At 39.7% G+C, this 25,390-nt stretch carries 25 protein-coding genes and 1 pseudogene; 25 read left to right on the top strand and 1 reads right to left on the bottom strand.

Annotated elements, in window-relative coordinates; genetic code table 11:
• Window positions 1–51 precede the first annotated feature (51 nt).
• The 9 genes and pseudogenes from K4Z77_RS03320 to K4Z77_RS03285 all read left to right on the top strand — a co-directional run bounded on the left by K4Z77_RS03320 (window position 52) and on the right by K4Z77_RS03285 (window position 9,824).
• On the top strand, window positions 52–831 hold the full coding sequence (locus tag K4Z77_RS03320; protein ID WP_224218434.1) for an alpha/beta hydrolase: 780 nt from the start codon (window positions 52–54) through the stop codon (window positions 829–831).
• A 110-nt stretch (window positions 832–941) separates the two neighbouring features.
• On the top strand, window positions 942–2,162 hold the full coding sequence (gene murM / locus K4Z77_RS03315; protein WP_224218433.1) for a peptidoglycan bridge formation alanyltransferase MurM: 1,221 nt from the start codon (window positions 942–944) through the stop codon (window positions 2,160–2,162).
• Window positions 2,163–2,166: 4 nt separating this feature from the next.
• Window positions 2,167–3,333 (top strand): aminoacyltransferase, encoded by a 1,167-nt coding sequence (locus tag K4Z77_RS03310; RefSeq protein ID WP_224218432.1) that lies wholly within the window; start codon window positions 2,167–2,169, stop codon window positions 3,331–3,333.
• A gap of 238 nt (window positions 3,334–3,571) precedes the next feature.
• The gene (locus K4Z77_RS03305; protein ID WP_224218431.1) at window positions 3,572–4,273 is read left to right on the top strand and encodes a M57 family metalloprotease; all 702 of its coding nucleotides are present in this window, start codon (window positions 3,572–3,574) and stop codon (window positions 4,271–4,273) included.
• A gap of 38 nt (window positions 4,274–4,311) precedes the next feature.
• On the top strand, window positions 4,312–6,153 hold the full coding sequence (gene uvrC / locus K4Z77_RS03300; RefSeq protein WP_219966896.1) for an excinuclease ABC subunit UvrC: 1,842 nt from the start codon (window positions 4,312–4,314) through the stop codon (window positions 6,151–6,153).
• Window positions 6,150–6,224 (top strand): annotated as a pseudogene (locus tag K4Z77_RS09755) (metallophosphoesterase family protein); the annotation flags it as partial. The gene uvrC and the pseudogene K4Z77_RS09755, both read left to right, overlap by 4 nt.
• Before the next feature lie 73 nt (window positions 6,225–6,297).
• A complete protein-coding gene (locus tag K4Z77_RS03295) occupies window positions 6,298–7,275 on the top strand; it encodes a hypothetical protein (RefSeq protein ID WP_224218430.1) in 978 nt (325 codons plus the stop codon).
• On the top strand, window positions 7,272–8,933 hold the full coding sequence (locus tag K4Z77_RS03290; RefSeq protein WP_219966894.1) for an AAA family ATPase: 1,662 nt from the start codon (window positions 7,272–7,274) through the stop codon (window positions 8,931–8,933). The genes K4Z77_RS03295 and K4Z77_RS03290 overlap by 4 nt, the downstream gene beginning before the upstream one ends.
• A gap of 57 nt (window positions 8,934–8,990) precedes the next feature.
• Window positions 8,991–9,824 (top strand): metallophosphoesterase family protein, encoded by an 834-nt coding sequence (locus K4Z77_RS03285; protein ID WP_224218429.1) that lies wholly within the window; start codon window positions 8,991–8,993, stop codon window positions 9,822–9,824.
• Between the two features lie 67 nt (window positions 9,825–9,891).
• Here the strand turns inward: K4Z77_RS03285 and K4Z77_RS03280 are convergent, their stop codons facing one another.
• Complete coding sequence (locus K4Z77_RS03280) at window positions 9,892–10,692, bottom strand: amino acid ABC transporter substrate-binding protein (protein WP_049534088.1); 801 nt, start codon at window positions 10,690–10,692, stop codon at window positions 9,892–9,894.
• 170 nt (window positions 10,693–10,862) lie between these two features.
• Here K4Z77_RS03280 and K4Z77_RS03275 point away from each other — a divergent pair, with 170 nt between their 5' ends.
• From K4Z77_RS03275 to lytC, 16 genes are all read left to right on the top strand, one after another.
• Complete coding sequence (locus K4Z77_RS03275; protein ID WP_224218428.1) at window positions 10,863–11,468, top strand: nitroreductase family protein; 606 nt, start codon at window positions 10,863–10,865, stop codon at window positions 11,466–11,468.
• A 12-nt stretch (window positions 11,469–11,480) separates the two neighbouring features.
• Window positions 11,481–12,881 (top strand): dipeptidase PepV, encoded by a 1,401-nt coding sequence (pepV, locus tag K4Z77_RS03270; protein ID WP_000125061.1) that lies wholly within the window; start codon window positions 11,481–11,483, stop codon window positions 12,879–12,881.
• A gap of 53 nt (window positions 12,882–12,934) precedes the next feature.
• On the top strand, window positions 12,935–13,513 hold the full coding sequence (locus K4Z77_RS03265; RefSeq protein ID WP_224218427.1) for a uracil-DNA glycosylase family protein: 579 nt from the start codon (window positions 12,935–12,937) through the stop codon (window positions 13,511–13,513).
• A 114-nt stretch (window positions 13,514–13,627) separates the two neighbouring features.
• On the top strand, window positions 13,628–13,915 hold the full coding sequence (locus K4Z77_RS03260) for a rhodanese-like domain-containing protein (protein ID WP_224218426.1): 288 nt from the start codon (window positions 13,628–13,630) through the stop codon (window positions 13,913–13,915).
• A 171-nt stretch (window positions 13,916–14,086) separates the two neighbouring features.
• Window positions 14,087–15,412, top strand: a complete 1,326-nt coding sequence (gene brnQ / locus K4Z77_RS03255; protein WP_224218425.1) for a branched-chain amino acid transport system II carrier protein — start codon at window positions 14,087–14,089, stop codon at window positions 15,410–15,412.
• 97 nt (window positions 15,413–15,509) lie between these two features.
• Window positions 15,510–16,547 (top strand): M42 family metallopeptidase, encoded by a 1,038-nt coding sequence (locus K4Z77_RS03250; RefSeq protein ID WP_224218424.1) that lies wholly within the window; start codon window positions 15,510–15,512, stop codon window positions 16,545–16,547.
• A 1-nt stretch (window position 16,548) separates the two neighbouring features.
• Window positions 16,549–17,019: an HIT family protein gene (locus K4Z77_RS03245; protein ID WP_224218423.1), complete on the top strand. Its 471-nt coding sequence runs from the start codon at window positions 16,549–16,551 to the stop codon at window positions 17,017–17,019.
• Window positions 17,020–17,021: 2 nt separating this feature from the next.
• Entirely contained in the window at window positions 17,022–17,738 is a 717-nt protein-coding gene (gene ldcB / locus K4Z77_RS03240; protein WP_224218422.1) for an LD-carboxypeptidase LdcB/DacB, read from the top strand.
• A gap of 122 nt (window positions 17,739–17,860) precedes the next feature.
• Complete coding sequence (gene rplK / locus K4Z77_RS03235; protein ID WP_001085807.1) at window positions 17,861–18,286, top strand: 50S ribosomal protein L11; 426 nt, start codon at window positions 17,861–17,863, stop codon at window positions 18,284–18,286.
• A gap of 207 nt (window positions 18,287–18,493) precedes the next feature.
• Window positions 18,494–19,183, top strand: a complete 690-nt coding sequence (gene rplA, locus K4Z77_RS03230) for a 50S ribosomal protein L1 (RefSeq protein WP_001085675.1) — start codon at window positions 18,494–18,496, stop codon at window positions 19,181–19,183.
• A 418-nt stretch (window positions 19,184–19,601) separates the two neighbouring features.
• Complete coding sequence (locus K4Z77_RS03225) at window positions 19,602–20,360, top strand: class I SAM-dependent methyltransferase (RefSeq protein WP_224218459.1); 759 nt, start codon at window positions 19,602–19,604, stop codon at window positions 20,358–20,360.
• Window positions 20,361–20,445: 85 nt separating this feature from the next.
• A complete protein-coding gene (locus K4Z77_RS03220; protein ID WP_001049318.1) occupies window positions 20,446–20,958 on the top strand; it encodes an adenine phosphoribosyltransferase in 513 nt (170 codons plus the stop codon).
• A 182-nt stretch (window positions 20,959–21,140) separates the two neighbouring features.
• Window positions 21,141–22,085: a homoserine O-acetyltransferase MetA gene (metA, locus tag K4Z77_RS03215; protein WP_224218421.1), complete on the top strand. Its 945-nt coding sequence runs from the start codon at window positions 21,141–21,143 to the stop codon at window positions 22,083–22,085.
• An 8-nt stretch (window positions 22,086–22,093) separates the two neighbouring features.
• Window positions 22,094–22,771 carry a DnaD domain-containing protein gene (locus K4Z77_RS03210; RefSeq protein WP_224218420.1) on the top strand — a complete coding sequence of 226 codons (678 nt, stop codon included), beginning with the start codon at window positions 22,094–22,096 and terminating at the stop codon, window positions 22,769–22,771.
• Between the two features lie 97 nt (window positions 22,772–22,868).
• Entirely contained in the window at window positions 22,869–23,627 is a 759-nt protein-coding gene (gene tpiA / locus K4Z77_RS03205) for a triose-phosphate isomerase (protein WP_224218419.1), read from the top strand.
• Between the two features lie 33 nt (window positions 23,628–23,660).
• Window positions 23,661–25,271: a GH25 family lysozyme gene (gene lytC / locus K4Z77_RS03200; RefSeq protein ID WP_224218418.1), complete on the top strand. Its 1,611-nt coding sequence runs from the start codon at window positions 23,661–23,663 to the stop codon at window positions 25,269–25,271.
• Window positions 25,272–25,390: the final 119 nt, after the last annotated feature.

Here is a 25,390-nt window from a genome sequence, read left to right as displayed (position 1 = left end):
GAGAAAGCCGAGTTTTGGCTTTTTCTTATCGGAAAATAGAAGGAGCAAATCATGGCAGTAATGAAAATCGAGTATTACTCACAAGTTTTGGATATGGAGTGGGGAGTGAATGTCCTCTATCCTGATGCCAATCGAGTAGAAGAACCAGATTGTAAAGACATTCCAGTCTTGTACCTCTTGCACGGGATGTCTGGTAATCATAATAGTTGGCTCAAGCGGACCAATGTAGAACGCTTGCTTCGGGGGACTAATCTCATAGTCGTCATGCCCAATACCAGCAACGGTTGGTACACCAATACCCAGTATGGTTTTGACTATTACACAGCTCTAGCAGAGGAATTACCACAGGTTCTAAAACGTTTCTTCCCTAACATGACCAGCAAGCGTGAAAAGACCTTTATCGCTGGCCTCTCTATGGGAGGTTACGGCTGTTTCAAACTGGCTCTTGCAACAAATCGTTTTTCTCACGCAGCTAGTTTTTCAGGTGCCCTTAGCTTTCAAGAGTTTTCTCCTGAGAGTCAAAATCTGGGAACACCTGCTTATTGGAGAGGTGTGTTTGGGGAGATTAAAGATTGGACAGCTAGTCCCTATTCTCTTGAAAGTCTGGCTAAAAAATCGGATAAAAAGACCAAGCTTTGGGCTTGGTGTGGCGAGCAGGATTTCTTGTATGAAGCCAATAATCTAGCAGTGAAAAATCTCAAAAAACTAGGTTTTGATGTGACCTATAGCCATAGTGCTGGAACTCACGAGTGGTACTACTGGGAAAAACAATTGGAACGTTTTTTAGCAATCCTACCAATTGATTTCAAATTAGAAGAGAGATTGACTTAGTTGGAACTTTGGCGTAGGGTAGTGGAACTAAAGTAAAATATGTTTTCACTAGACTTTTCAAACGAAAGTAGTAGAATAGTAATAAAATACTGGAGGAAAGAGAGTAGGAAATGTACCGTTATCAAATTGGCATTCCCACATTAGAATATGATCAGTTTGTCAAAGAACATGAATTAGCCAATGTATTACAAAGTAGTGCTTGGGAAAAAGTGAAATCTGATTGGAATCATGAGAGACTTGGGATTTATGAAGGGGAAAAATTACTGGCTGTGGCTAGTATTCTCATAAAGTCTCTGCCTTTGGGGTATAAAATGTTTTACATCCCAAGAGGTCCCATATTGGATTATAGGGATACAGAACTTTTAAAGTTTGTCCTGCAGTCTATTAAGTCTTATGCTCGCAGTAAGAGAGCGGTTTTTGTGACTTTTGACCCAAGTATTTGCCTATCTCAACATTTGGTCAATCAAGATAAAACAGAATATCCTGAAAATCTGGCTATTACTAATAGTTTGCAACAAATGGGAGTAAGGTGGTCAGGAAAAACGGAGGAAATGGGGGACACCATTCAACCTCGTATTCAGGCGAAAATATACAAGCAACATTTTGCGGAAGATAAACTTTCTAAATCAACAAGACAAGCTATCCGAACGGCTCGAAACAAAGGGCTTGAGATTCAATATGGTGGACTAGAACTATTAGATTCGTTTTCGGAGTTGATGAAAAAAACCGAGAAGCGAAAAGAGATTCATTTGAGGAATGAAGACTATTATAAAAAATTGTTAGACAATTTTAAGGACAAGGCCTATATCACCTTGGCAACCTTGGATGTCTCTAAACGTTCGCAAGAATTGGAAGAACAGTTAGCGAAAAATAGAGCCTTGGAAGAGACCTTTACTGAGTCGACTCGCACTTCAAAAGTAGAAGCGCAGAAGAAGGAAAAAGAACGTTTGTTAGAGGAATTGACTTTCTTGCAGGAATATATAGATGCAAGTCAAGTAAGAGTTCCTTTAGCGGCTACCTTGACTTTAGAATTCGGACAAACTTCTGTCAATCTATACGCAGGAATGGATGAAGATTTTAGACGTTACAATGCACCGATTTTAACTTGGTATGAAACAGCTCGCTATGCCTTTGAGCGAGGTATGGTGTGGCAAAATTTAGGTGGTGTTGAAAACTCTCTTAATGGTGGGCTTTATCATTTTAAGGAAAAATTTAATCCAACGATTGAAGAATACTTGGGTGAATTCACAATGCCTACCCATCCTCTCTATCCTCTGTTAAGACTTGCTCTTGATTTCCGTAAAACATTAAGAAAAAAACATAGAAAGTAAGTATATGGCACTAACAACACTCACGAAAGAAGAGTTTCAGGCTTATTCTGATCAGGTTTCTTCTCGTTCCTTTATGCAATCTGTCCAGATGGGGGACTTGCTAGAAAAAAGAGGGGCTCAAATTGTTTATCTTGCTTTGAAACAAGAAGGAGAAATTCAAGTTGCAGCTCTGGTTTATAGCTTACCCATGCTAGGTGGTCTGCATATGGAGCTCAATTCGGGGCCGATTTATACCCAACAAGATGCCCTTCCAGTTTTTTATGCGGAGTTAAAAGAATATGCCAAGCAAAATGGTGTATTAGAGTTGCTTGTAAAACCTTATGAAACTTATCAAACTTTTGATAGCCAAGGTAATCCAATAGATGCTGAGAAAAAAACTATTATTCAAGGTTTGACTGATTTGGGTTATCAATTTGATGGATTGACGACAGGGTATCCAGGTGGAGAAGTCAGCTGGCATTACATTAAAGATTTGCAAGATTATGATGCTGTTTCCTTATTGAAATCCTTTAATAAAAATAGTATTCGCAACATTCAATCAGCTTTTGATTTTAATCTTCTTGTTCGAAATGCAGAACGGGAAGAAATTCCAACATTCAAAAAAATTATTGAAGAAACAGGTAAAAGACAAGGTTTTAAGGATAAGAATTTAGATTATTACATGAAATTGTATGATGTGTTTGGAGATAAGGCGGATTTTCTAATTGCTGAAGTCAATCCGCAACAGTCTATAGATGCTTTAAATGTGAAGATGGCTAATCTTGACAAGGAGTCGAAACAATTTGATCAGCAATACCAAGCCTTGCAAAAGAAAAAAGATTTTCTAACTAGCTTGGATAGTGAGTCTGACAATGTTGCTCTAGCTTGTGCTTTAATAATCTATACAAATACAGAAGCGACTTACTTGTTTGGGGGGTCGTACGCAGAGTACCAGAAGTTCTCAGCTCCATTTTTACTTCAATATCATGCGATGAAGCAGACAATGCAACGAAACATCAATCAATACAACTTCCTAGGCATTCAAGGGATTTTTGATGGAAGTGATGGTGTTTTGCGTTTTAAACAGAATTTTAATGGCTATATTGTACGAAAAGTGGGTACTTTCCGTTACCATCCATCACCTTTAAAATACAAAGCAATTCAGTTATTCAAAAAAATATTAGGACGTTAATACTCTTCGAAAATCTCTTCAAACCACGTTAGCGTCCATCTGCAACCTCAAAACAGTGTTTTGAGCTGACTTCGTCAGTCTTATCTACAACCTCAAAGCAGTACTTTGAGCAACTTGCGGCTAGCTTCCTAGTTTGCTCTTTGATTTTTATTGAGTATAAGATAAAAAAGTCAGTATTTAGCTTTCTTTCAGCTTGTTTTAGTAAAATAGTCTTTATTTGCTAGAAAGGTGGAGAGACATGCGCTGGCTTTTTCGTTTGATAGGGGCTTTCTTTTCTTTTGTGTGGCGTTTGTTTTGGCGCCTGGTTAGGACAGTTGTTCTCTTATGTGCTCTTGCTTTTGGTTTTCTCTGGTATCTGAACGGGGATTTTCAAGGAGCGTTAAAGCAAGCAGAGCGGTCAGTCAAGATTGGCCAGCAAAGTATCGACCAATGGGGAAAAACAGGGCAACTGCCTAAGTTGAGCCAGACAGATAGCCACCAACACTCTGAAGGAAGGTGGCCACAGGCTTCTGCTCGTGTTTACTTGGATCCCCAGATGGATTCACGCTTTCAAGAGGCGTATTTAGAAGCCATTCAGAATTGGAATCAAACTGGTGCTTTTAACTTTGAAATTGTCACCGAGTCTAGCAAGGCAGATATCTTGGCTACTGAGATGAATGACGGAGGCACTCCTGTGGCAGGAGAGGCGGAAAGTCAGACTAATCTCTTAACAGGGCAATTCTTGTCTGTCACGGTTCGGTTGAATCATTATTATCTGTCCAATCCTAACTATGGTTATTCCCATGAGCGCATTGTTCATACGGCAGAACATGAGTTGGGGCATGCGATTGGCTTGGACCATACAGATGAGAAGTCTGTGATGCAACCTGCAGGTTCCTTTTATGGTATCCAGGAAGAGGATGTTGCAAACCTCCGAAAAATATATGAGACTAATGAGTAGGGAACTATCTTTCCCTACTTTTTTGCTATAATGGAACTATGAATAACTTGATTAAATCAAAACTAGAGCTCTTGCCGACCAGCCCTGGTTGCTACATTCACAAGGATAAAAACGGCACCATTATCTATGTAGGAAAGGCTAAAAATCTGCGCAACCGTGTGAGGTCTTATTTCCGTGGAAGTCATGATACCAAAACAGAGGCCTTGGTGTCTGAAATTGTGGATTTTGAATTTATCGTTACTGAGTCCAATATCGAGGCACTTCTCCTAGAAATCAATCTCATCAAGGAAAACAAGCCCAAGTACAATATCATGCTCAAGGATGATAAGTCTTATCCTTTCATCAAAATCACCAATGAGCGCTATCCACGCTTGATTATCACCCGTCAGGTCAAGAAGGACGGAGGTCTCTACTTTGGACCTTATCCAGACGTGGGAGCAGCTAATGAAATCAAGCGGCTACTGGATCGAATTTTCCCTTTTCGTAAATGTACCAATCCACCGTCTAAGGTCTGTTTTTACTACCATATCGGCCAATGTATGGCCCACACCATCTGTAAGAAGGATGAGGACTATTTCAAGTCCATGGCTCAGGAGGTTTCTGATTTTCTGAAAGGACAGGATGACAAAATCATCGATGACCTTAAGGGCAAGATGGCAACGGCAGCCCAGACTATGGAATTTGAACGTGCAGCGGAATACCGTGACCTGATTCAGGCTATTGGAACGCTCCGGACCAAGCAACGGGTCATGGCCAAGGATCTCCAAAATCGCGATGTTTTTGGCTACTATGTGGACAAGGGCTGGATGTGTGTGCAGGTTTTCTTTGTCCGTCAGGGCAAGCTCATCGAGCGAGACGTCAACCTCTTTCCCTACTACAATGATCCGGATGAGGACTTTTTGACCTACGTAGGACAATTTTATCAAGAAAAATCTCACTTGGTTCCCAATGAAGTGTTGATACCGCAGGATATTGATGAAGAAGCCGTTCAGGCCTTGGTGGATACCAAGATTCTCAAACCCCAACGTGGAGAGAAAAAACAGCTGGTCAATCTAGCCATAAAAAATGCCCGTGTCAGTCTGGAGCAGAAATTTAACCTGCTAGAGAAATCTGTTGAAAAGACCCAAGGAGCTATTGAAAATCTGGGACGCTTGCTCCAAATTCCGACACCAGTTCGTATCGAGTCCTTCGATAACTCTAATATCATGGGAACCAGTCCTGTTTCGGCCATGGTGGTCTTTGTCAATGGCAAACCGAGTAAGAAGGATTATCGTAAGTATAAAATTAAGACTGTGGTTGGGCCAGACGACTATGCCAGCATGAGAGAGGTCATTCGCAGACGCTATGGTCGAGTCCAACGTGATGGCTTGACTCCGCCAGATTTGATTGTGATTGATGGAGGACAAGGGCAAGTCAATATCGCCAAGCAAGTCATCCAAGAGGAGCTGGGCTTGGATATCCCCATTGCAGGTCTGCAAAAGAATGACAAGCACCAAACTCATGAATTGCTCTTTGGAGATCCGCTGGAAGTGGTGGACTTGTCTCGTAATTCTCAGGAATTTTTCCTCCTTCAGCGCATCCAAGATGAGGTGCACCGCTTTGCTATCACTTTCCACCGCCAACTGCGCTCCAAAAATTCCTTTTCATCTCAATTGGATGGGATTGACGGTCTGGGACCTAAACGCAAGCAGAATCTCATGAAGCATTTCAAGTCTTTGACTAAAATCAAGGAAGCCAGTGTGGATGAGATTGTCGAAGTTGGGGTACCAAGAGCAGTCGCAGAAGCAGTGCAGAGGAAGTTGAACCCGCAGGCAGAAGAGGAATTGGCTCTGGTGGCGGAAGAAAGAGTAGATTACCAAACGGAAGGAAAAACATCATGAACCATAAAATTGCAATTTTATCAGATATTCATGGTAATGCGACAGCCTTAGAAGCAGCGATTGCAGAATCCTTAGCAAAATCTTGATTAACATGTCAATCAAGATTTTGCGAATAGTATATTGTGATAGAATGGAAAGTCAGTTATGATACCTATAGAAAAATCAAATCCGTTTGAAGTTGAAAAAATTTGTTTAGAATTATATAAAAAAATGAATTTTCGAAATTATCCTGAATTTAAAAATGATTTAAATAGTTGGGTAGCCAGCAATGTACCAAAACTAGCAAGAGAAAAAGATGCTTTTCTAAAGATAATGACTGGTGAGTATTCATTTTTAGAGAACATTAAAGAATTCTTGCATAATTTCTTAGATAAAGAACCTAGATTAGCAGAGTATCTAAAAAAATCCTACGAAAAGATTGATTCCGAACTAAGAAAGAAAATAATTGACTCAAAGAATATTTCAGTATGTCCGTATTGTAATCGTAATTATATAAGTTCAACATATAAATTCCTTCAATGTAATAACTGTAATCAAGAGTTATTGGTAATTGATGGGACTGAAAAAGAATGTCTGGGTTGCAAACAAGAAATTAACGGTCAGACTAAAGTAGTAAATACTGCTCAACTCGACCATTTTTTTCCAAAAGACAGCTATCCACTATTTGCTGTTTCATTTTATAATTTAATCCCTAGTTGTTATAGTTGTAATCATGTGAAATCAAATAAGGATTTAGAATATAGTCCCTATGATACTAGTTTTTCATTCGATGATGTAAAATTTACATACATTCCAAAGTCTGCTGATGAGATTGAAATCAAAATCATTTCATATGATTCGGATTTTAAAATTGGCATTGGTGATTTGGGTATAGAGGAGCTATATCAAAGCCACATTGATGTAGTAAATGAATTGATTTGGAAAAAAGAAGTATACACAGATAGTTATAGAGAAGGTTTGTCAAAAATCTTAAATCAAACAGATCTTGAATTAAGTGCGGCTGAGTTGAATCGCTTTATAACAGGTTACTACACAGACAAAGAAAATTATGGGAAAAGACCGCTTTCAAAGATGGTTACAGATATTAGCAAAGAAATTGGACTAGTAGGAGAAGAAGAATGAAATTAATTGCCTTGGTGATTAAACAGTATGATGAGTTTTTTAAGAATCAGATTTTTAATTTTTCAGACGAATATAAAGTAAGTTTTGATTTTGAAACGAATGAATTAAAAATTGATAAAAATCCAGACTATATTGAAAACTTTTATGGAGAGTCTATTTATAATATTTTACCTATAGTTGGTATAAATGGTGTGGGAAAAAGTACAATTTTAAATCTAATAGGCTATTATCATCGAGCGGAAGATCAAAACAAAGATATAAATCAATTTTTCTGTATATATTTAGATACTAATGGTAAATTTTATCTATTCGATAAAAATTTTGATTTATCGTCAATTACTATAGAAGGTCTAGCAACAGATCAAGTTGATATAAATGGATACTGTGATGATCAAAAGAGAGATAAGTTGATTTATATCATGAACGAAGATAGACGTCCAAGCGGAAGCTACGGAGGTTCATCATTATTAGATGTTCACTTAGCAGAATCTTCTAGATGGTATATTTTGAATGGTATTTTTGAAGCTTATGAAGTATTATATTCTCGAGGATTAGTTTCTTCGTCATATAAATTTAGTTTTGGAGTCAGTAAGTATGATATTCCAGATAAATATTTAAATGGTTGGGAAAATAGAGAGTTTTTCTCCTGTCTCATTTTGAAAATAATTGTGAAGATTTGTAAAGACTTTAAGTATTGCTTAAGAGATGAAGAAATTGAAATATATTTTATAGATGGTAATTATTTGAACCTATTTGATAAAATAAAAACAGAAATAGAAACAGAAGAAATGAACGAATTTCTGAATTTATTAGTCGATTTTTTAAATAATTTAGAACAATTTATTCATAAGTATAAGACAAAAGAATACAGTGATAGTACGAAAAGTCGGATAGTTGAGATTGGATATGTAGAAAAGAATTTTGATAATCGAATCGAATTTGAAAAACTATATCTAGACTATGAAAAATTAGAAAAGAATGCAATAGATTTGAAGTACTATGATTTTAGAGTAATAGATGACTTTTATTATAATATGTCTACTGGTGAAACAAATATATTAAAAGTGATGAGTTATGTAAAGTGGTTACAAATGAATCCCTCTCAAGGGCCATGTCAATTAGTAGTGGATGAATTAGAATCGGGTATGCATCTCGAATGGTCTAGAACCTTAATAAATTTTTTAGTCAACTATATAAATGAAATCAATAGAATAGTAGGAATGAACTTCCAACTCATCTTCACAACTCATTCTCCTTACATGCTTTCGGATATTAAACCAGGAAATGTGATTATGCTTGAAAAGAATCAAGAAACTGGATATTCAGAAGGTAAAGTTCTTCAAAATACTTTCGCTAAGAATATCCAAGAAATCATGAAGGAAAATTTGATCGATAACATTTATGGTGATTTTGCTTTAGCAAAGATTAATTCTATGATAAGTAGACTGAATGGGGAAGAAGGAGATGAAGAAGAACTATTAAAAGAAATTCATTTAATCAGCGAGCCTATTCTTCGTAATAAATTATTAGAGATGTATGATAAGAAATACAATACCTCAGAATTTAGTATTGAAAAACAACTACTAAAATTGGGTCTCACTGATGAACAACGCCAGAAGGTCAGAACAATGATTGAAGAAAATACAAGGGATACATAATTTATGTAAACAAATAGCTTGAAATACTAATGTAAACGAATATTAGAAAGTAATAATATGAACCATAAAATCGCAATTTTATCAGATATTCATGGCAATACAACTGCCCTAGAAGCAGTGATTGCAGATGCTAAAAATCAAGGAGTCAGTGAATACTGGCTTCTGGGAGATATTTTTCTTCCCGGCCCCGGTGCAAATGACTTGGTCGCCCTGTTAAAGGACCTTCCTATCACAGCCAGTGTTCGAGGTAATTGGGACGATAGTGTCCTGGAGGCTTTGGATGGCGAATACGGTTTGGGACATCCGCAAGAAATCCAGCTCATGCGCATGACCCAGTTTTTGATGGAGCGAATGGATCCTGCAACGATTGTCTGGCTACGAAGCTTGCCTTTGATGGAAAAGAAAGAAGTTGACGGGCTACGCTTTTCTATCTCTCATAATTTACCTGACAAAAATTATGGTGGTGACTTGTTGGTTGAGAATGATACAGATAAATTTGACCAACTCCTAGATGAGGAAACGGACGTGGCAGTCTATGGTCATGTCCACAAGCAGTTGCTTCGTTATGGAAGTCAAGGGCAACAAATCATCAATCCGGGTACGATTGGTATGCCCTATTTTAATTGGGAAAAGTTAAAAAACCACCGTGCCCAGTATGCCGTGATAGAAGTTGAAGATGGGGAATTGGTCAATATCCAATTTCGTAAAGTTGCTTATGACTATGAAGCGGAGTTAGAATTGGCCAAGTCCAAGGGGCTTCCCTTTATCGAAATGTATGAAGAGCTGCGCCGTGAAGACAACTATCAGGGGCACAATCTGGAATTATTAGCTAGCTTAATAGAAAAGCATGGGTATGTAGAAGATGTGAAGAATTTTTTTGATTTTTTGTAAAAGTTTCCTAAAACAACCAATGCAAACTAAAAAAACGATTGGCTGGTCCAATCGTTTTTAGTATATCTTATTGTAACTGAGATTGATCTGGGAGATAAGAACCACCTAGATAGGTATTGCTAAGTTTTTCAAGTGTTCCGTCTTGATAGAGTTCTTTGAGCGCTTTATCAAATTTCTCTTTAAACTCTTTTTGGTCGCTTGAGAAAACGATATAGTTGTTGGGACTATCGGCAGAAGGTAAATCAATGACTGAGAGATCTAAGCCACGGTCCTTGATAATCTTTTGAACCGATACCTTGTCAAAAACTAGGAAATCAAATTCACCGTTAGAGAGGTCTAGGATTCGTTTACCGATATCCTCTCCAGAAAAATCGATAGTAGCGGGATTGTCAGTGTGCTTTTGATTCCAGTTATTGATGAATTGAGCGTTTGAAGTTCCGGTATCCTCTTGTGTTGTTTTGCCAGCGATTTGGTCAAGTGAAGTCAGAGGATTTTTCTTGTTGCTGACAAGGACGAGGGGATTGTTTGAAATTGGAAGTGAGTAAAGGTATTTTTCAGCACGCTCTTTTGTATAACTCAAGTTATTGGCTGCAGCTTGATAGTGACCAGAATCAAGTCCTGGAAAGATGCTCTCCCAAGCAGTTCTTTGGAATTGAATCTCGTAGTCGCTGAGTTTTTCATCTACTGCTTTTAGAACTTCGATGTCGAAGCCTGTCAGATTGCCCTTGTCTTCGTAGTCAAATGGCGGCACATCACCAGCTGTAGCAACGACGATTGTCTTTTGAGAGCTAGTCTCTTTGGGTGTGGCTTGATTCCCACAGGCAACCAAAAATGGTAGGATGGCTAATAATAGGCTAAATTTTTTCATAATGTCTCCATTCAAATGTAAAGTACTTGTTAGTTTATCAGAAACTGTCCCGATGAACCAATATATATTTTTTATGGCTGCCATAAAAAATCTTAATCATGAAAAATCCCTGCAAGCTCTTTCAAATTATGGTAGAATGGAAGCAGTAGAATTAGAAAAGGAAATCGATCATGAAATTTCTCGAATTAAATAAAAAACGTCATGCGACTAAGCATTTCACTGATAAGCCGGTTGATCCCAAAGATGTGCGTACGGCTATCGAAATCGCAACCTTGGCTCCAAGTGCCCACAATAGCCAGCCTTGGAAATTTGTGGTCGTTCGTGAGAAAAATGCTGAACTGGCAAAGTTGGCTTACGGTTCCAGCTTTGAGCAGGTATCATCAGCGCCTGTAACTATTGCCTTATTTACAGATACGGACTTAGCCAAACGTGCTCGCAAGATTGCCCGTGTTGGTGGTGCTCATAACTTTTCTGAAGAGCAACTTCAATACTTCGTGAAGAATTTGCCTGCTGAATTTGCCCGTTACAATGAACAACAAGTCAGCGACTACCTAGCCCTCAATGCAGGTTTGGTTGCTATGAACTTGGTTTTGGCTCTTACAGACCAAGGAATCGGATCAAATCTGATTCTTGGTTTTGACAAATCAAAAGTCAACGAAGTTTTGGAAATCGAAGACCGCTTCCGCCCAGAACTCTTGATTACAGTGGGATACACAGACGAAAAATTGGAACCAAGCTACCGCTTGCCAGTAGATGAAATCATCGAGAAAAGATAGAAAGAAGAAAAAATGACAGCAATTGATTTTACAGCAGAAGTAGAAAAACGCAAAGAAGACCTCTTGGCTGACTTGTTTAGCCTTTTGGAAATCAACTCAGAACGTGATGATAGCAAGGTTGATGCTGAGCATCCATTTGGACCTGGGCCGGTAAAAGCCTTGGAAAAATTCCTTGAAATCGCAGACCGCGATGGCTACCCAACTAAAAATGTTGACAACTACGCAGGACATTTTGAGTTTGGTGATGGAGAAGAAGTTCTCGGAATTTTTGCCCACATGGACGTGGTGCCAGCTGGTAGCGGTTGGGACACAGACCCTTACACACCAACGATCAAAGACGGTCGCCTTTATGCGCGTGGGGCATCAGATGACAAGGGTCCTACAACAGCTTGTTACTATGGTTTGAAAATCATCAAAGAATTGGGTCTTCCAACTTCTAAGAAAGTTCGCTTCATCGTCGGAACTGATGAAGAATCAGGCTGGGCAGACATGGACTACTACTTCGAGCACGTGGGACTTGCCAAACCAGACTTCGGTTTCTCTCCAGACGCTGAATTCCCTATCATTAATGGTGAAAAAGGAAACATCACAGAATACCTTCACTTTGCAGGAGAAAATGCAGGTGCTGCCCGTCTTCACAGCTTTACAGGTGGTTTGCGTGAAAACATGGTACCAGAATCAGCAACAGCAGTCGTTTCAGGTGATTTGGCTGACTTGCAAGCTAAACTAGATGCCTTTGTTGCAGAACATAAACTTAGAGGAGAACTCCAAGAAGAAGCTGGCCAATACAAGGTGACCATCATTGGTAAATCAGCCCACGGTGCTATGCCTGCTTCAGGTGTCAATGGTGCGACTTACCTAGCTCTCTTCCTTAGCCAGTTTGACTTTGCAGGTCCAGCCAAAGATTACCTTGACATCGCTGGTAAGATTCTCTTGAACGATCATGAGGGTGAAAATCTCAAGATTGCTCATGTGGATGAAAAGATGGGTGCCCTTTCTATGAATGCAGGCGTCTTCCGCTTTGATGAAACAAGCGCTGATAATACCATTGCCCTTAACATCCGCTATCCAAAAGGAACAAGTCCAGAACAAATCAAGTCAATTCTTGAAAACTTGCCAGTTGCTTCTGTTAGCCTTTCTGAGCACGGTCACACCCCTCACTATGTTCCAATGGAAGATCCACTTGTGCAAACCTTGTTGAATGTTTATGAAAAACAAACTGGTCTTAAAGGTCACGAGCAAGTTATCGGTGGTGGAACCTTTGGTCGTTTGCTCGAACGCGGAGTTGCCTACGGTGCCATGTTCCCAGACTCAATTGACACCATGCACCAAGCCAATGAATTTATCGCCTTGGACGATCTCTTCCGAGCTGCAGCAATCTATGCCGAAGCTATTTACGAATTGATCAAATAAAACGATAGAAGTCTGAGATTGTATGCTTAGACTTCTTTTTGGAGGGAAAGTAGATGTCTCAAATTGAAGGAATCAAGCAGGCTATTATGGCAGATCCGCAGAATGCTACCTTTACAAAGCGTGGCATCGAGCCTCTCTTTGCAGCGCCAAAGACTGCTCGCATCAATATCATTGGTCAGGCACCTGGACTTAAAACCCAAGAAGCAGGCCTTTACTGGAAGGACAAAAGTGGTGATCGTTTGCGGAACTGGCTAGGTGTGGATGAAGATACCTTTTACAATTCAGGCTATTTTGCTGTTTTGCCTATGGATTTCTACTTTCCAGGGCATGGCAAGTCAGGTGATTTACCACCTCGAGCAGGATTTGCCGAAAAATGGCATCCACAGCTCTTGCAAGAATTACCAGATATTCAATTGACCCTCTTGATTGGCCAGTATGCCCAAGCCTACTATTTACAAGAGAAAATCAGTGGCAAGGTAACAGAACGAGTAAAACATTACCAGAACTACTTGCCAACCTATTTTCCACTAGTTCACCCCTCACCACGAAATCAAATCTGGATGGCCAAAAATCCTTGGTTTGAGTCAGAAGTGGTGCCAGACTTGAAAAAAAGAATTAAAACCATTTTATAGTCAATGAAAATCAAAGAGCAAACTAGGAAGCTAGCCGCAGGCTGTACTTGAGTACGGTAAGGCGACGCTGACGTGGTTTGAATTTGATTTTCGAAGAGTATTAGGAGAAAAAGAATGAAAGAAATTAGCTTTGACGAATTTTACCAGCTTTACCAAAACGACCAACTTTCTCTAGTGGACGTGAGAGAAGTGGATGAGTTTGAAGCTCTTCATCTAGAAGGTGCCCACAACCTACCGCTGAGTCAGTTAGCTGATAGCTATAATCAGTTGGACAAGAACCAGTTGCATTATGTCATTTGTAAATCTGGGATGAGATCGGCGCGTGCTTGCCAATTCCTAGCTGAACAAGGTTATGAGGTTATCAATATCCAAGGTGGTATGACTGCCTTTGAAGAACTTTGAACATTAGAATTTTCTCCTACTTGGTGTGATCTAGGTAGGAGAATGTTATTTTTAGATAATTCTTATTTTTGTGAATCTTGAAAACATTCAATATTTACTTCGTGAAGCTTTTTTCATACTCCTATTCATGATATACTAGGTCAGTATTTTATAAATATGAAGGAGATTTACATGGCTAAAAAAGGTGCCCTAACAGGTTTACTCCTGTTTGGAATATTTTTTGGTGCGGGGAACTTGATTTTTCCGCCTTCTCTGGGTGCTCTATCTGGAGAACATTTTCTTCCTGCTATCGCAGGTTTTGTCTTTTCAGGCGTCGGTATCGCCGTCTTGACCCTTATTATTGGAACGCTAAATCCTAAAGGATATATCTACGAGATTTCAACGAAGATAGCGCCTTGGTTTGCGACTCTTTACCTCTCAGTTCTTTACTTGTCAATCGGTCCATTCTTTGCTATCCCACGTACTGCTACAACAGCTTACGAAGTAGGGATCAGCCCCCTTTTATCGGATGCAAATAAAGGACTTGGCTTGATTGTCTTTACTATTCTGTATTTTGCAGCAGCTTATCTAATTTCGCTCAATCCATCAAAAATCTTGGATCGTATTGGCCGTATTTTAACGCCAGTCTTTGCGATTTTGATTGTTATCTTGGTTGTTTTAGGAGCTTTCAAATACGGTGGAACAAGTCCTCAAGCTGCTTCAGCTGCTTATCAAGCTTCTGCCTTTGGTACAGGTTTCCTAGAAGGTTACAATACCTTGGACGCCCTTGCTTCAGTTGCCTTTAGCGTAATCGCAGTTCAAACCTTGAAACAACTTGGATTTTCAAGTAAGAAAGAATACATTTCAACTATTTGGGTTGTTGGTATCGTTGTAGCCCTTGCCTTCAGCGCTCTTTACATCGGTTTAGGTTTCCTTGGAAATCATTTCCCGGTACCAGCTGAGGCGATGAAGGGTGGAACACCAGGTGTTTACATCTTGTCACAAGCTACTCAAGAAATCTTTGGTTCAACAGCTCAACTCTTCCTTGCAGCTATGGTTACTGTAACCTGCTTCACAACAACAGTTGGTTTGATTGTGTCAACAGCTGAGTTCTTTAATGAACGCTTCCCACAAATCAGCTACAAGGTTTATGCGACAGCCTTTACTTTGATTGGATTTGCCATTGCCAATTTAGGTCTTGATGCGATTATCAAGTACTCCATTCCAGTACTGGTTATCTTGTACCCAATCACCATTGCTATCGTTATGATTGTCATTGTCAACAAATTTGTAGCTCTTTCAAAATCAGGTATGCAGTTGACAATTGCTGTGGTTACAGCTATTGCCATTGCAAGCGTACTAGGAAGCTCGTTTAAGGTTGAGTTTCTTGCAAACCTTGTCAACGCTCTTCCTTTTGCCAAGGCATCACTCCCATGGTTGGTACCAGCCATTGTCGGAATCTTGCTCTCATTGGTTCTACCAAACAAGCAAGAAAGCGATGTTTTTGAAATGGAATAATCATTAAAATCACTTTTGTAGTCAAGGCTACAGGAGTGATTTTCTTTTTTTATCCGATGATAAATGTGTTATAATAGGTAGCAAAAGAGGTGAAGAAATGAATCAAACAGTAGAATATATCAAAGAACTGACAGCCATTGCGTCGCCAACAGGCTTCACTCGTGAGATTTCGGACTATTTAGTCAAGACTCTAGAAGGTTTTGGGTATCAGCCAGTTCGTACAGCCAAGGGCGGTGTCAATGTGACCATTAAAGGTCAAAATGATGAACAACACCGCTATGTGACTGCCCATGTAGATACGCTTGGTGCTATTGTCCGTGCTGTCAAACCAGACGGCCGTCTTAAATTGGATCGTATCGGTGGTTTCCCTTGGAACATGATCGAAGGAGAAAACTGTATCGTTCATGTGGCTAGCACAGGTGAAAAAGTATCAGGCACCATCCTCATCCACCAAACTTCTTGCCATGTCTACAAGGATGCAGGAACTGCAGAACGTACCCAGGACAATATGGAAGTGCGTTTGGACGCCAAAGTAACCAATGAAAAAGAAACTCGTGCCTTGGGGATTGAGGTCGGTGATTTTATCAGTTTTGACCCACGAACTGTCGTGACAGAGACAGGCTTTATTAAGTCTCGTCATTTGGACGATAAGGTCAGCGCAGCGATTTTGCTTAACCTGCTTCGTATCTATAAGGAAGAGAAGATTGAATTGCCAGTTACAACTCATTTTGCTTTTTCAGTCTTTGAAGAAGTGGGACATGGGGCTAATTCTAATATTCCTGCTCAGGTAGTAGAATATCTGGCTGTGGATATGGGAGCTATGGGAGATGACCAGCAGACAGATGAGTACACAGTATCCATCTGTGTCAAGGATGCTTCAGGTCCTTATCACTATGACTTCCGTCAACATTTGGTTGCTTTGGCTAAAGAGCAAGATATTCCTTTTAAGCTGGACATCTATCCATTTTATGGTTCGGACGCTTCAGCAGCTATGTCTGCAGGGGCAGAAGTCAAACACGCTCTTCTCGGAGCTGGTATCGAGTCTAGTCATTCTTATGAGCGTACTCATATTGACTCGGTGGTCGCAACGGAGCGTATGGTTGATGCTTATCTTAAGAACGCATTGGTAGACTAATATGTGTTTGATTTGCCAGAGAATTGAGCTCATTAAAGTTGGGAAAAATCCTTACTTTGTCAAAGAGTTGGAAACAGGCTATCTTGTGATTGGAGATCACCAGTATTTTTCAGGCTATAGTCTCTTTCTAGCCAAGGAACACGTCACGGAATTGCACCATTTAGAAAAGGAAATGAGACTCCGTTTTCTAGAGGAAATGAGTCTAGTCCAAGAGGCAGTTGCTAAGGTCTTCTCTGCTGAGAAAATGAATATCGAACTTCTAGGCAATGGCGATGCCCACCTCCACTGGCATCTGTTTCCTAGACGAAGAGGTGATATGAATGGTTACGGTCTCAATGGACGTGGTCCAGTTTGGTGGGTTCCCTTTGAAGAAATGACCTCAGAAACATGTCAAGCAAAACCAGATGAGATTAAACAATTAGTCAAACGTTTATCGTCAGAAGTAGATAAATTATTAGAAATAAAGGAGTAGAAATGAAAAAAAGATATCTTGTCTTGACAGCCTTGCTAGCCTTGAGTTTAGCAGCTTGTTCACAGGAAAAAACAAAAAATGAAGATGGAGCGGCTAAAACAGAACAAACAGCCAAAGCTGATGGAGCAGTCGGCAGTAAATCTCAGGGAACTTCCCAGAAAAAAGCAGAAGTGGTCAACAAAGGAGACTACTACAGCATCCAAGGGAAATACGATGAAATCATCGTAGCCAACAAACACTATCCATTGTCTAAAGACTATAATCCAGGGGAAAATCCAACAGCCAAGGCAGAGTTGGTCAAACTCATCAAAGCTATGCAAGAGGCAGGTTTCTCCATTAGCGACCATTACAGTGGCTTTAGAAGTTATGAAACTCAGACCAAGCTCTATCAAGATTATGTCAATCAAGATGGGAAAGAAGCTGCCGACCGTTATTCTGCCCGTCCTGGCTATAGCGAGCACCAGACAGGCTTGGCTTTTGATGTGATTGGGACAAATGGTGATTTGGTGACAGAAGAAAAAGCGGCCCAATGGCTCTTGGACCATGCGGCTGATTATGGTTTTGTTGTTCGTTATCTCAAAGGCAAGGAAAAGGAAACAGGCTATATGGCTGAAGAATGGCACCTTCGTTATGTCGGAAAAGAAGCAAAAGAAATAGCTGCAAGTGGTCTCAGTTTGGAAGAGTATTACGGCTTTGAAGGCGGAGATTACGTCGATTAAAAAATAAACTTTTCTCTTGCAATTTCAGATAAATAGTGTATAATAGATGGGTATGTGAAAAGCATACTTGTGGGAGGTAAAAATCTTTAATTACCGCCAAAACCACAAAGGAGGATTTAAAAATGGCTAAAAAAGTCGAAAAACTTGTAAAATTGCAAATCCCTGCTGGTAAAGCTACACCAGCTCCACCGGTTGGACCTGCTCTTGGTCAAGCTGGTATCAACATCATGGGATTCACAAAAGAGTTCAACGCTCGTACAGCTGACCAAGCTGGTATGATCATTCCAGTTGTTATCTCAGTTTACGAAGATAAATCATTTACTTTCATCACTAAAACACCACCAGCTGCTGTTCTTTTGAAAAAAGCTGCAGGTGTTGAAAAAGGATCAGGTACACCTAACAAAACTAAAGTTGCTACAGTTACTCGTGCACAAGTACAAGAAATTGCAGAAACTAAGATGCCAGATTTGAACGCAGCAAACGTAGAGTCTGCAATGCGTATGATCGAAGGTACTGCTCGTTCTATGGGATTCACTGTTGTTGACTAATCAATAACACAGTAGAAAATCTCACAGCAGTCTATTAGTTGCTTTTCATACTAGGCAAGTGACTGAAGCTTGTACTTGGGTACAGCAAGGGAACTTAAGGCCGTAGGAAAAGGAAAGTAATAGACTGAAAACCCGCAAGACTTCATCATTTCGAGGAGTGACGTGGGAGATGAAAATCGATTGAACCACTTACAAGGAGAATAGAAAATGGCTAAAAAAAGCAAACAACTTCGTGCTGCTCTTGAGAAAATCGACAGCACAAAAGCATACAGCGTAGAAGAAGCTGTAGCACTTGCAAAAGAAACTAACTTTGCAAAATTTGACGCAACTGTAGAAGTTGCTTACAACTTGAACATCGACGTTAAAAAAGCTGACCAACAAATCCGTGGAGCAATGGTATTGCCAAACGGTACTGGTAAAACTTCACGCGTTCTTGTTTTCGCACGTGGTGCAAAAGCTGAAGAAGCAAAAGCTGCTGGTGCAGACTTTGTTGGTGAAGATGACCTTGTTGCTAAAATCAACGACGGTTGGTTGGACTTCGACGTAGTTATCGCTACACCTGACATGATGGCTCTTGTTGGACGTCTTGGACGTGTCCTTGGACCACGTAACTTGATGCCAAACCCTAAAACTGGTACTGTAACAATGGATGTTGCTAAAGCAGTTGAAGAGTCTAAAGGTGGTAAAATCACTTACCGTGCTGACCGTGCAGGTAACGTTCAAGCAATCATCGGTAAAGTATCATTTGAAGCTGAAAAATTGGTTGAAAACTTCAAAGCTTTCAACGAAACAATCCAAAAAGCAAAACCAGCTACAGCTAAAGGAACTTACGTAACAAACTTGACTATCACAACTACTCAAGGTGTTGGTATCAAAGTTGACGTAAACTCACTTTAATCAGTAGTTTATATCAGAGAACGAGTGCGAAAGTGCTCGTTTTTTTGGTGTACGACGGGCATGTCGTATATCTGATGTGTAAGTCCTCGGTGGGCACCTGCTACCGGTGAACCCAATATCGATTCCCAAGCCTGACTATCGTGAGGTAGCGGGGAGAGGAAGGGATAGTGAAATCGTGGCTTTACGAACAGGAAGGTGGTGGTTCGTATAGCGGATGAAGATGAGAGCAATTCCAAAGTACAAAAATAGTCGTAACCTGAATGTGTAAATGATGGGAGAAGTTGAATTCGAACTAATAGATTTATGCTATAGTCATGGTGGTTTGTATGCTTTTGATTCTAGTTTATCAAACAATAGATTAGAATTGTCAGACAATATCATTTTATGTTATAATGAAGAAAAAAACAGAGGTGTTCAAATGTCAGAAGCAGGTCATAAGTTTTTAGCAAAACTGGGGAAAAAACGCTTACGCCCAGGTGGAAAACGTGCCACAGATTGGTTAATTGCGGAAGGAGGATTTTCAAAAGAAAAGAGAATACTAGAAGTTGCGTGTAATAGGGGAACTACAGCAATTGAGTTGGCACAGCGTTTTGGTTGTAAGATAACTGCTGTTGATATGGATGCTCAAGCTTTAGAAGTGGCAAAAAAATCTGCTGAAACGGCAGGTGTTGCTCATTTAATCAGTTTTGAAAGAGCAAATGGAATGAAACTTCCTTATGAAGATGCTAGTTTTGATATTGTTATAAATGAAGCTATGCTGACTATGCAAGCCGATCAAGCTAAGAAAAAATGTGTAATGGAATATCTAAGGGTTTTAAAACCTGAAGGTCTTCTCCTGACACATGATGTGCTTCTTAAGGAAGCTAAAGAGTCCGTCAGACAGGAATTGTCGCAAGCGATTCATGTAAATGTAGGTCCTTTAACTCAAGATGGTTGGGAAGAGGTGATGATAGAATCAGGTTATTGTGATGTGAAAGTATTGACTGGTGAAATGACATTAATGAAATTATCGGGTATGATTTATGACGAAGGTTGGCTAGGAACCTTGAAAATTTGTGTAAATGCTTGTAAAAAGGAGAATAGAAAGCAGTTTTTGACTATGTATAAAATGTTTAATAAGAATAAAAAGAACTTGGGCTTTATTGCTATGGCTAGTTATAAATCGTCAAATCGTTAGATAATTATTGATGTTAACTTTTCCTTTTTTCTTTCTTAAAAAATATGCTATAATAGAGAGTAAAAACTTTGAAAGAAAGAAAAAGATGAATTTAAAAGATTACATTGCAACAATTGAAAATTATCCAAAGGAAGGAATTACCTTCCGTGATATTAGTCCTTTGATGGCTGATGGGAATGCTTATAGCTACGCTGTTCGTGAAATCGTTCAGTATGCGACTGACAAGAAAATTGACATGATTGTAGGTCCTGAGGCTCGTGGATTTATCGTGGGCTGTCCAGTTGCCTTTGAGTTGGGAATTGGTTTCGCGCCTGTTCGTAAGCCAGGTAAATTGCCACGCGAAGTCATTTCTGCTGACTATGAAAAAGAGTATGGCGTTGATACCTTGACTATGCACGCAGATGCCATCAAGCCAGGTCAACGTGTTCTTATCGTAGACGACCTCTTAGCAACAGGTGGAACTGTTAAGGCAACTATCGAAATGATTGAAAAACTTGGTGGTGTTGTAGCAGGTTGTGCCTTCCTTGTTGAATTGGATGAATTGAACGGTCGTGAAAAAATCGGTGACTACGATTACAAAGTTCTCATGCATTATTAATGAAAAACAGTCCCTAGGGCTGTTTTCTCTACATTAGGATATAAAAATAGACTATATCTAGTTAGAGAAAAACTATAATTGAAAACTATATCTTCTTGCAGTATAATAAAAGGACTAGGTGTTTGAGATTTGGCTTCAAACATATGCAATGATTCCTGAAAGAATACAGTTAGGAGAGGGTTATGCCGATTCGAATTGATAAAAAATTACCAGCTGTTGAGATTTTACGGACAGAGAACATCTTTGTCATGGATGATCAACGTGCGGCCCACCAAGATATCCGTCCTTTGAAGATTTTAATCTTAAATCTTATGCCACAAAAAATGGTCACAGAGACCCAGTTGTTGCGCCATTTGGCTAATACACCCCTGCAACTGGATATTGATTTTCTCTATATGGAAAGCCACCGTTCTAAGACAACTCGTTCAGAGCACATGGAGACCTTTTATAAAACTTTTCCTGAAGTTAAGGATGAGTATTTTGATGGCATGATTATCACGGGTGCTCCAGTTGAGCATTTACCATTTGAGGAAGTGGACTATTGGGAGGAATTCAGTCAGGTACTTGAGTGGTCTAAGACTCATGTCTATTCGACCCTTCATATCTGTTGGGGAGCTCAGGCTGGTCTTTATCTGCGCTATGGAGTGGAAAAATACCATATGGACAGTAAGTTATCGGGTATCTATCCTCAGGACACCTTAAAGGAAGGTCATCTTCTATTTAGAGGTTTTGACGATAGCTATGTATCCCCTCATTCTCGGCATACGGAGATTTCTAAGGAAGAGATCTTAAACAAAACCAATCTCGAGATTTTATCAGAAGGACCTCAGGTTGGGGTTTCGATTTTGGCCAGTCGTGATTTGCGAGAAATTTATAGTTTTGGGCATTTGGAATATGACCGTGATACCTTGGCAAAAGAGTATTTCCGAGATCGTGATGCAGGTTTGGATCCACATATTCCAGAAAATTACTTTAAGGATGATGATGTCAACCAGACACCTTGTCTTTGTTGGTCTTCATCTGCAGCTCTCTTTTTCAGTAACTGGGTGAATTATGCGGTCTATCAGGAGACACCTTTTGACTGGAGAAAGATAGAAGATGATGCATCTGCATATGGATATTTATAAGAGGAATTATGACATATTTAGACGCTTTTAAATCAGGGAACTTGGTTTTACCGAGTGCCCTGCTCTTGCATTTTAAGGAACTCTTTCCTTCTAGCGATGATTTTCTAGTCTGGCAATTTTTCTATTTGCAAAATACGACTGGCATAGAAGAAATGTCTCCAAGCCAGATTGCTGACAGGATTGGCAAGGAAATTTCAGATGTCAACCAGTCCATCTCTAATCTGACGGAGAGGGGACTACTTCAGTATCGAACGATTGAATTGAATGGTGAAATCGAATTGCTTTTTGATGCTAGTTTGGCCTTGGAACGCTTGGATGACTTGCTTGGAGCTACTGCTTCGAGTTCAGACCAGTTGACACCTCAAAACCAGCTCAAGGATTTGGTAGAAACCTTCCAGCAGGAGTTGGGACGCCTGTTGACACCTTTTGAAATTGAAGATTTGACTAAGACACTAAAAGAAGATGGAACCAGTGCTGACTTGATTAAGGAAGCTCTTCGTGAAGCTGTTTTAAATGGAAAAGCAAATTGGAAGTACATCCAGGCCATTTTGAGAAACTGGCGCCATGAAGGCATCAAAAGTGTGGCCCAAATCGAGGCTAAGAGGGCAGAAAGAGAAGCCAGCAATCCTCAGTTGACACAGGTATCTGCAGATTTCAGAAATGCTATGGATCTTTGGAAGGATTAATCCATGCAAGCAGGCTTGAAATCCGAGTAAGATTTGCAAGCTGTGTTTAATTGTGATAAAATAAATAGAAAATAAATTGAAAAAAGAGGTATGTGAAATGTCACGTAAACCATTTATCGCTGGTAACTGGAAAATGAACAAAAATCCAGAAGAAGCTAAAGCATTCGTTGAAGCAGTTGCATCAAAACTTCCTTCATCAGATCTTGTTGAAGCAGGAATCGCAGCTCCTGCAGTTGATTTGACAACTGTTCTTGCTGCTGCTAAAGGTTCAAACCTTAAAGTTGCTGCTCAAAATTGCTACTTTGAAAATGCAGGTGCTTTCACTGGTGAAACTAGCCCACAAGTTTTGAAAGAAATCGGTACTGAATACGTTGTTATCGGTCACTCAGAACGCCGTGACTACTTCCATGAAACTGACGAAGATATCAATAAAAAAGCAAAAGCAATCTTTGCAAACGGTATGCTTCCAATCATCTGTTGTGGTGAATCACTTGAAACTTATGAAGCTGGTAAAGCTGCTGAATTCGTAGGTGCTCAAGTATCTGCTGCATTGGCTGGATTGACTGCTGAACAAGTTGCTGCATCAGTTATCGCTTACGAGCCAATCTGGGCTATCGGTACTGGTAAATCAGCTTCACAAGACGATGCACAAAAAATGTGTAAAGTTGTTCGTGACGTTGTAGCTGCTGACTTTGGTCAAGAAGTTGCAGACAAAGTTCGTGTTCAATACGGTGGTTCTGTTAAATCTGAAAACGTTGCTTCATACATGGCTTGCCCAGACGTTGACGGTGCCCTTGTTGGTGGTGCGTCACTTGAAGCAGAAAGCTTCTTGGCTTTGCTTGACTTTGTAAAATAATCAGTAGCAAAAGCTAGGTGGAACAGCATTCAGATGTCTGTTCCATTTTTTATAGGAGAGGAAAGATTGAAAACAAAGATTGGAAAAATTGGATTAGCAAGCGCTTTTTTGATTGGACTAGTTGTCAATCAAGTGCCTGCCAATGAAACTGAAGTGAAAGCATCTTCAGAAGAAAGCAGTGTTCAAGCTTATTCTAGTAAGGTAGAAGAAAAGAAATCAGAAACGACTACAAGTCAAAAAGAAGAAGAGAAAAAGGTTGAGACTTCTTCTAGTCAGCGTCAAGAGAAAAAGGAAGAAGTCAAAGAGACGCGAGCTAGTAGTCAGAAAGAAGAAAGTAAGCCAAATTCAACATCAGCAAACTGGGAAGGTGACTTCTATGTAAAAGCAGATGGTTCAAAAGCTAAGAGTGAGTGGATTTTTGATAACTACTATAAGGCTTGGTTTTATATTAAGTCAGACGGTCGTTATGCTCAAAATGAGTGGCAGGGCAATTACTACCTAAAATCAGGTGGCTATATGGCTAAGAATGAATGGGTTTATGATAACGCCTATAAGAATTGGTTTTACCTGAAGTCTGATGGTTCTTATGCTAACCAGGAATGGCATTCTGTTGGAGGTAAATGGTACTATTTTAAAAAATGGGGCTATTTAGCTAAAAGCCAATGGCAAGGAAGTTATTTCCTAAATGGTCAAGGTGCCATGATGCAAAATGAATGGCTTTATGATCCAGCCTATTCGTCTTACTTCTATTTCAAATCTGATGGTTCTTATGCAAATCAAGAGTGGCAAAAGGTAGACGGCAAGTGGTACTATTTCAAGAAGTGGGGTTACATGGCCAAAGATGAGTGGCAGGGTAACTACTATTTGACAGGAAGTGGTGCTATGGCGACTGGTGAATTAGTCATGGATGATGCTCGCTATATTTTTTCTGACTCAGGTGAGTTAAAAGAAAAGAAAGACTTGAATGTTGGCTGGGTTCACCGAAATGGCAGACGTTATTTCTTTAACCATCGTGAAGAACAAGTTGGGACTGATCAAGTTAAAAAGGTCATCGATGTCAGTGAACACAATGGTCGTATCAGTGACTGGAAAAAAGTCATTGATGATAATGGAGTAGATGGAGTAATTGTTCGTTTGGGTTATAGTGGAATTGAAGACAAGGAATTGGCTCATAATATTAAGGAGTTAAACCGTCTTGGAATTCCTTACGGTGTTTACCTTTATACTTATGCTGAAAATGAGACCGATGCTGAGAATGATGCTAATCAAACCATTGAACTCTTGAAAAAATACAAGATGAACTTGTCTTACCCTATCTACTACGATGTTGAGAACTGGGAATATGTCAATAAGACCAAGAGAGCTCCAAGTGATACTGGAACCTGGGTCAAGATTATCAACAAGTATATGGCAACAATGAAGCAGGCTGGTTATCAAAATGTGAATGTTTATAGCTACCGTCAACTTTTGCAAACTCGTTTGAATCATCCTGATATTTTGCAACATGTTAACTGGGTAGCAGCCTATACTGATGCGCTTGATTGGACAAATCCTCATTATTCAGGAGAAAAAGGTTGGCAATATACTTCGTCTGAATACTTAAAAGGAATTCGTGGTCGTGTTGACGTCAGCGTTTGGTATTAAGATATAAGTTTGAGAAAGGAGTGTGCAAGAAAATTGCATCCCTTTTTTCTTTATTTTGTCTCAGTTAATACTCTTTGAAAATCAAATTCAAACCACGTCAACGTCACCTTGCCGTACTC

This window comes from Streptococcus mitis subsp. hohhotensis (assembly GCF_020089495.2).
GTDB lineage: Bacteria > Bacillota > Bacilli > Lactobacillales > Streptococcaceae > Streptococcus > Streptococcus hohhotensis.
This window is presented reverse-complemented; position numbering and strand designations above follow the sequence as displayed.